This is a genomic window from Lyngbya aestuarii BL J (assembly GCF_000478195.2).
Taxonomy (GTDB): Bacteria; Cyanobacteriota; Cyanobacteriia; order Cyanobacteriales; family Microcoleaceae; genus Capilliphycus; species Capilliphycus aestuarii.
Genome location: NZ_AUZM01000065.1, coordinates 24857 through 31739, shown reverse-complemented (window position 1 = coordinate 31739; position 6883 = coordinate 24857). Strand labels below are relative to the sequence as shown.

Annotated in this window: 6 protein-coding genes; 4 read left to right on the top strand and 2 right to left on the bottom strand. The window is 41.2% G+C overall.

From position 1 onward, the window contains the following. From M595_RS21565 to M595_RS30275, 4 genes are all read left to right on the top strand, one after another. Positions 1-900, top strand: a 900-nt coding sequence (locus M595_RS21565; protein ID WP_023068583.1) for a DnaJ C-terminal domain-containing protein, incomplete at its 5' end; no start/stop codon positions are given. 67 nt (positions 901-967) lie between these two features. After that, entirely contained in the window at positions 968-1225 is a 258-nt protein-coding gene (locus tag M595_RS21560) for a sulfurtransferase TusA family protein (protein ID WP_023068575.1), read from the top strand. Beyond that, the gene (gene rsgA, locus M595_RS21555) at positions 1222-2391 is read left to right on the top strand and encodes a small ribosomal subunit biogenesis GTPase RsgA (protein WP_052001839.1); all 1170 of its coding nucleotides are present in this window, start codon (positions 1222-1224) and stop codon (positions 2389-2391) included. Before M595_RS21560 ends, rsgA begins: the two co-directional genes overlap by 4 nt. Positions 2392-2766: 375 nt before the next feature. Continuing rightward, entirely contained in the window at positions 2767-4404 is a 1638-nt protein-coding gene (locus M595_RS30275; RefSeq protein WP_023068582.1) for an adenylate/guanylate cyclase domain-containing protein, read from the top strand. A gap of 85 nt (positions 4405-4489) precedes the next feature. Here the strand turns inward: M595_RS30275 and M595_RS21545 are convergent, their stop codons facing one another. After that, positions 4490-5722 (bottom strand): ATP phosphoribosyltransferase regulatory subunit, encoded by a 1233-nt coding sequence (locus tag M595_RS21545; protein ID WP_023068587.1) that lies wholly within the window; start codon positions 5720-5722, stop codon positions 4490-4492. An 88-nt stretch (positions 5723-5810) separates the two neighbouring features. Next, positions 5811-6704 (bottom strand): J domain-containing protein, encoded by an 894-nt coding sequence (locus M595_RS21540; protein WP_040484471.1) that lies wholly within the window; start codon positions 6702-6704, stop codon positions 5811-5813. Between the last annotated feature and the right edge of the window lie 179 nt (positions 6705-6883).

The following is a 6883-nucleotide window of genomic DNA, read 5'->3' as shown; positions in this document are numbered from 1 at the left end:
GGCTTTAACCAAGACTTCAGTGACAGTTTTGCCGATATCTTTGAAAGCTTTTTCAGTGGTTTTGCAGGCGGTGTCGGGGGTCCTCAACAAGGAAGACGGCGAACTGGCCCGGCGCGAGGTGATGATTTACGGCTAGATTTGCCCCTTGACTTTAAAGAGGCTGTTTTTGGCGGTGAAAAAGAAATTCGCATCAAACATCTCGAAACCTGCGAAACGTGTAACGGCAGCGGTGCTAAACCGGGGACTCGTCCTCAAACCTGTTCAACCTGTGGCGGAAGTGGTCAAGTTCGTCGTGCGACTCGTACTCCTTTTGGGAGTTTTACTCAAGTCTCTGTTTGTCCGACTTGTAATGGTGTCGGTCAGATGATCGAGGAAAAATGCACCACTTGCGCGGGTCAGGGTCTTAAGGAAGTCACCAAAAAACTGAAAATTAATGTACCGGGTGGTGTTGACAATGGTACACGCTTGCGCGTTGCCAATGAAGGGGATGCCGGAAAGCGAGGAGGCCCTCCTGGAGATTTGTATGTGTTTTTGTCGGTGTCGCCTGATTCTCACTTTAAACGAGATGGGATTAATATTCTCTCGGAGGTGAAGATTAGTTACTTACAAGCCATTTTGGGCTGTAACTTGGATGTGGAAACGGTTGACGGGGAAACGTCGGTGAAAATTCCCGCCGGAACTCAACCCGGAACGGTTTTAACGCTAGAAAATAAAGGCGTTCCCCGTTTAGGAAATCCGGTGAGTCGAGGCGATCATTTACTAACGATCTCTGTTGAAATTCCCACTCGGATCACCGCTAAAGAACGAGAACTCTTAGAAGAACTGGCGAAAATTCATGGTGAACGGACTGGAAAAGGAGGCCTAGAAGGCTTTCTGGGGAATCTATTTCACCAAAAATGATCCGTGAACAAACCTGTAACTTCACAAAAGACTGCATAATTGTTTTGATGCTGAACCGAAAACTAACATGACCCATTCCACGACTTCTACACCCGATGCTCAGATGGATTTGCGAGGGACTCCTTGCCCTCTCAATTTCGTGAGAACTAAATTAAAATTAGAACAAATGGCTCCGGGGTCACTGTTAGAGGTTTGGCTAGACTCTGGTGAACCTATTGAACAAGTTCCCGATAGCTTGATGATGGAAGGCTACCAGATAGAACAAATCGAAGATCGATCCGGTTTCTTTGCGATTCAAGTTCGCCGCCCACAAACTCCAGCATGAGTTTAGTTGAGCCGGATCACGTTGTCAACCGAGAGGCTCATCGAGTGATGGGGACTGTGGTTGCTGTACAGGCGAACTTCTATCAAGTGCAGTTAGCACTCGCATCTTTAAGCTTACCGGAAGCCCAGGGATTGACTGAGCCTTTTTTGCTGTGTACTCGCCGCACTCGCTTGAAAAAAATTGGTCAGAAGGTGATGGTGGGTGATCGGGTGATCGTTGAAGAACCAGACTGGACAGGGGGGCGAGGGGCGATCGCAGAAGTGCTTCCTCGTCACACTGAACTGACTCGTCCTCCCATTGCCAATGCTGACCAAATTTTACTTGTGTTTGCGGTTGCAGAACCGGATCTCGATCCACAAGCTTTGAGTCGATTTTTAGTGAAAGCCGAATCCACAGGTTTAGAAGTTTGTTTGGGTTTAAATAAGTGTGATTTAGTCACGCCCCAACAGTTGCAACATTGGCGTGAACGCTTATCAAGTTGGGGTTATCAGCCCTTTTTTCTGAGTGTCTATCAAGGTTTAGAATTTATTCTAGAGCATGACAACGAAATCCAAAAGTCTTCAATTTCTGATTTTACATCAACTATTAATCATTCTTTGATTGATCAGCTTACAGACAAAATAACGGTCATTTGTGGGCCGTCTGGAGTTGGAAAATCAAGTTTAATTAACCTCCTCATTCCTGATATTGATTTGCGAGTTGGGGCGGTTTCCGGGAAATTAGGACGAGGAAGACATACCACCCGACACGTTGAATTATTTGAACTTCCCTCCAAAGGATTATTAGCCGATACTCCGGGTTTTAATCAACCGCTATTAGACTGTGAACCCCAAGAATTAGCCGATTATTTTCCTGAAGCCAGACAAAGATTAGCCACCGGGAGTTGTCAATTTAGTGATTGTTCACATCGAGATGAACCTAATTGTATTGTCAGAGGAGATTGGGAACGTTATTCATTTTATCTTGATTTTTTAGCCGAAGCAATCAAACGTCAAGAAGCACTACAACAACAACCGGATGCAGAATCGAGTTTTAAATCAAAAACAAAATCGGGTGGAAAGCAACAAGACGAACCGAAGTTAGAAAGTAAGAAATATCGTCGAGATTCTCGCAGATTTAAACATCAAACCTTACAAGATATTTGTGAAGAAATGGAAGATATTTAATAAAAATTATTAATTGTCTAGTTATTTTTACTCAAGATGTTCAGGTTCTCAGAGAAACCTAATTTTTTAGCCTGACAACCCGTGAGGTGACGCACTTCAAAAAGTAGAATATAATTGAGCTGTAGGCAGATACAGGCGGAGAAACTATCCTCTAGTGACGGGTTCTAACAAATACCATACCACTAGGAATAATTCTTAGAAGACTCAATTTCATCACTTCCGAAGGGCGATGACTGATATTCAAAGACTGAAGAAAAAACATCCGTCTGTCAAACAAAACCTGTCCGAAATTAGGGCTTTACATCGGTATACACTATTAATCAATCAAAAAAAACTATTGCTCTTTAATTTCCTTTAAATCAGGGAAAAACTATTATGTTCTTTCTGAATTTATTGTCTAAAGATTTGGATAAAACTTGGAATCAACAAACCATTAGTCGTCGGTTTAAATTAGCATCAGTTACCCTGTTGGGGTTGGTTACTGGGGTAACGTTAACCAGTCTGATATCGTTTCATTTTGTACGTCAGAAAACTGAATTAGCGATGGTCAAGTGTGTTGAACTCCAACAGTTAGTTTTTAAGATGAATCAAGAGTTAGAAGAAACAAATGAGCTTGAACAAGGTTTTTTTCAGGAAATTCTAACTTTAGGGGTTGAACGCGCTCGTCAAAATCATCTCAAAGATCACGACAACAATATTGCTCGGATTCAGAACATTAGTCAACAAATTAGCCAGTTGATTCGGGAACAGAATTTGAGTCAAAATTTACATAAAAGTCACGATGATTTATTAGCATACAATCAAGCAATTGAGCAGTATCATACTGAATTTAAGCAAGCTGATAATATAGCAGAAGAATTAGGAAATAAAAATATTGGTTTGATTACAGAAAATCAGAAAATACTTCGGCTTTTGCATAAAAACATAGAATATACAGAGAATGTTGATGTTATCGACGTTTACCATGATTTAATTGCTAGCGCACAAGCTTACTTTTTAACTCGTAAACCGATAGAACAACAAAATCTAAATCTAGTTATTAATCAATTAGAAGAATTAATTAAACAGGATGTATACCTGACTGCTGATGAAACAGAACAAGCGCTAGACCATCTCTCTCGCTCTGAATTATACTTCCAAAAAATTAGTGTATTAGAAAATAATATTAATCAAATTAGTGAACAGTTTGAAAAAGAAAGTGAAGTCATTTCTAATCAATTGATCTCTCTGTCGAATGAAGAGATACAATTTGCTCATCAAGAAATCAAAAGAACCTCTCAGCGAATGACTGTTGTTTTACTGAGTTCTGTCATTGCTATGATGACTTTATCGGTTGTCATTTGGCGCTCATTTCAGTCGGCTTTAAAACAGTTAGAAGTTGAACAAGAAAAGTCTGAACGTTTATTATTAAATATTTTACCAGAATCCATTGCTTTGCGTTTAAAAAATACACCCGGAACTATTGCTGATAATTTTGAAGAGGTGACAGTTTTATTTGCCGATATTGCGGGCTTTACTCAGCTTTCCGCTCAAATCTATCCGACAGAATTAGTGAATCTTCTCAATGAAATATTCTCAGAATTTGATCAAATCACAACTCAGAATAACTTAGAAAAAATCAAGACTATTGGAGATGCTTATTTGGTTGTCGGGGGTTTACCCAATCCTCGTAGTGATCATGCAGAAGCGATTGCAAAATTAGCCTTAGAAATGCAAAATAAATTAATTAAATTTAATCAAAAACATGATCACAATCTTCAGATAAGAATTGGTATTAATACTGGGCCAGTTGTTGCGGGAGTGATTGGTGCCAAAAAGTTTATTTATGATCTATGGGGTGATACGGTGAATATAGCAAGTCGGATGGAATCTCATGGAATCATCGGTGAAATTCAAGTGACTGAAGCCACATACCAACGCTTACAAGGTAAATATAAATTTGAAGAACGGGGCTTGATTAACGTTAAAGGAAAAGGAGAAATGAGTACATACCTCCTTAAAGGAACAGCATAACCAAAAACGATTGAGGAAGTATCTGGTGTTTTCACTTCTCTTTTGTAAAATCTAAGTACCGCTATTCAAACAAACTTAACCCAAATTAATTTACCCTTTCTATTCTCGGTATTCCTTCCCCATTCACCCAAACAATTTGATGAATTCCCCGACGGCGAGCATAATCTCGTAAATCGTCTACATTTTCCCGATGACCTAACTCCATTTCCACTCGAACTAATTGGGTAGATTCTCTTAATTTATCCGCATAAACAAAAGCCGCAGCATAGGCTTGAGGAGTTTCGGGGACAACCAACCAATCACTTGAGGGGGCTTCTTGAGGGAGTTGATTCATCCCCAATAAGACTTGATGCAAGTCTTCAATATTAAAAGAAAAACCAATTCCCGGTTGTGTTTCTCCTTGAGGATGATAAAGTCCTAAAAGTTCGTCGTAGCGTCCTCCCTGGGCTAAAACTCGCGCTCCAGAGTCAGTCTTGCTCACCACTTCAAACACAATACCCGTGTAATAATCAAAAGTTTGAATTAGACTCAAATCCAGGATAATTTTCGGCGGAGAAATCTGAGCATAATCACAGTTTTGCAGTAACTCAATCAGAGACTTGAGATTATTTAAAGCCTGTTGTTGCTCAGAGTCTAACTCTAATTGTGCTACCTGTGAGAGAACCTCCTCGGGTTGTCCCCGCAAGTCAAATAGAAATAGCGCCCGTTCTCGCAACTCCTGAGATAAGGGTAAGGTTTCGAGAGTGATTCGATCTAAATTAGCGATCGCCTCCCGTACAGGCTCTTGGAGCTTGGCTGGAAAAGCAGATAAAAGCGATCTCGTCAGTCCGGCTTCACCTAAGATTAAATGACAATCACTGAACCCCACACCCTGCAAACACTCCAGCAATAAGAGTAAAATCTCTCCATCGGCAAGCAAACCCCCTGCGCCCAATAACTCAACGCCTGCTTGATAAAATTCCTGTTGACCGCCGTAGTTGGTTTTGCCCCCCTTGCGGAAAATATTAGCATTGTAATATAGGCGTTGCGGCCACCAACTTGCACCCGCCATCCGAGTCACCATAGTACGAGCGATAGAAGCGGTGAGTTCTGGTCGGAGTCCAAGTCCCTGCTCTTCGGCGTCGAGTAACTGAATAACAGTAGAACGTTGAACCGCTCCGCCCGCCATCAGGGTATCTAAGCGTTCCAGGGTAGAGGTAATAATGCGATGATAGCCCCAGCGGTGAAAGACTTGCTGTAAGCGGTGTTCTATCCAAAGTTTTTGAGTAACGTCAAGCGGAAGTAAATCTCGCGCACCGAGAGGGAGTTGATGAACCATAACCTCAGTTTTAGAGTGTAGTAGATAGGAGATGTTAGCAAGGGGAAGTTCGGTGTTAGGATATCATCTTTTGGGTGTTCTCTCCGTCTTATTTCTTCTTGCCGCCAAATAAACCCCCAAACAAACCACTCCCTGATTTTTGTTGAGATTGTTTAACTTTAGTCGCCGTTTTTTCGAGTTGTTTTTTCGCGTCTAACGCCTGGGGTTGCTTAGGGTTAAGCTGTAACGCCCGTTTAACGTGAGGAGTGGCTAACTTGGGTTGATTTTGTCCGAGATAGGCTAAACCCAGTAAACCATGACCCCGACTATTTTCAGGTTCTTGTTTGAGTGCATCCTTGAGTTCTAAAATGGCTTGAGCATAGTTTTTAATTGCCATTAACTTTTCTGCACGATTACAAGCTTGTTCAACCACAGAGTCTTTTTTCGGGGGAGCAGGTGTTGTCGTTGGAGTCTCAGATTTAGGTTGAGGTGTGGGTGCAGGCGAGGGGACTGCTGAACCGCCTTTTGATACTTTTCGCAGTAAATAGACTTGATTTAATTCACTAATTTCACTAACAATATCTAAAACCTTTTGAGGAGATTCAAACTGTTTTTGAGCAAGTTGTTCGAGTAACGTTTCATAAGTTTGTTGATAATTTGCAGCCGATAAGAGTTGTTTAGCAATTTCACTCTGAAGTTGTAGGGTACGCTGTTCTTTAACGACTCGTTCGCCAATGGTGTTTAAGAGTAGCTCGTATTCTTTACGCTCACTTTCCTTAGAAAATCTGTTATAGGCGGGACTGACTAACTTCGCTAATAATTGTTTAGCTAACTCTTTTTCCTCGGGTTGGTTGAACGGACAAGTATCGGGGTGCAAACGACGAGCAATTCTGGTATACCGTTTACGAATAGTAGAAAACTCTGCATTCAAGGGAACCCCTAAAATAGCATGACTATCGGTGAACCCCAGTTGAAATAGTCCTTGTTTAACTTCAAAAGACATCATACCTTGCCTTCCTTACTGATTTAGTAATATTAACTGATTTCACCACTTCAAACCTACATATTAACCTGCTCTGATCGAGAAATTAGTACAACATCAGACTTCATCGGTTAAGCAGGCTAAAATTTCCCGAATTTAGGGAGAGTCTAAAGCTACAGCCTTTAATAATTTGTTGTTTC

Coding starts and splice junctions, on each gene's coding strand:
- M595_RS21560 (WP_023068575.1), top strand. CDS start 968: ATGACCCATTCCACGACTTCTACACCCGATGCTCAGATGGATTTGCGA.
- rsgA (WP_052001839.1), top strand. CDS start 1,222: ATGAGTTTAGTTGAGCCGGATCACGTTGTCAACCGAGAGGCTCATCGA.
- M595_RS30275 (WP_023068582.1), top strand. CDS start 2,767: ATGTTCTTTCTGAATTTATTGTCTAAAGATTTGGATAAAACTTGGAAT.
- M595_RS21545 (WP_023068587.1), bottom strand. CDS start 5,722: ATGGTTCATCAACTCCCTCTCGGTGCGCGAGATTTACTTCCGCTTGAC.
- M595_RS21540 (WP_040484471.1), bottom strand. CDS start 6,704: ATGTCTTTTGAAGTTAAACAAGGACTATTTCAACTGGGGTTCACCGAT.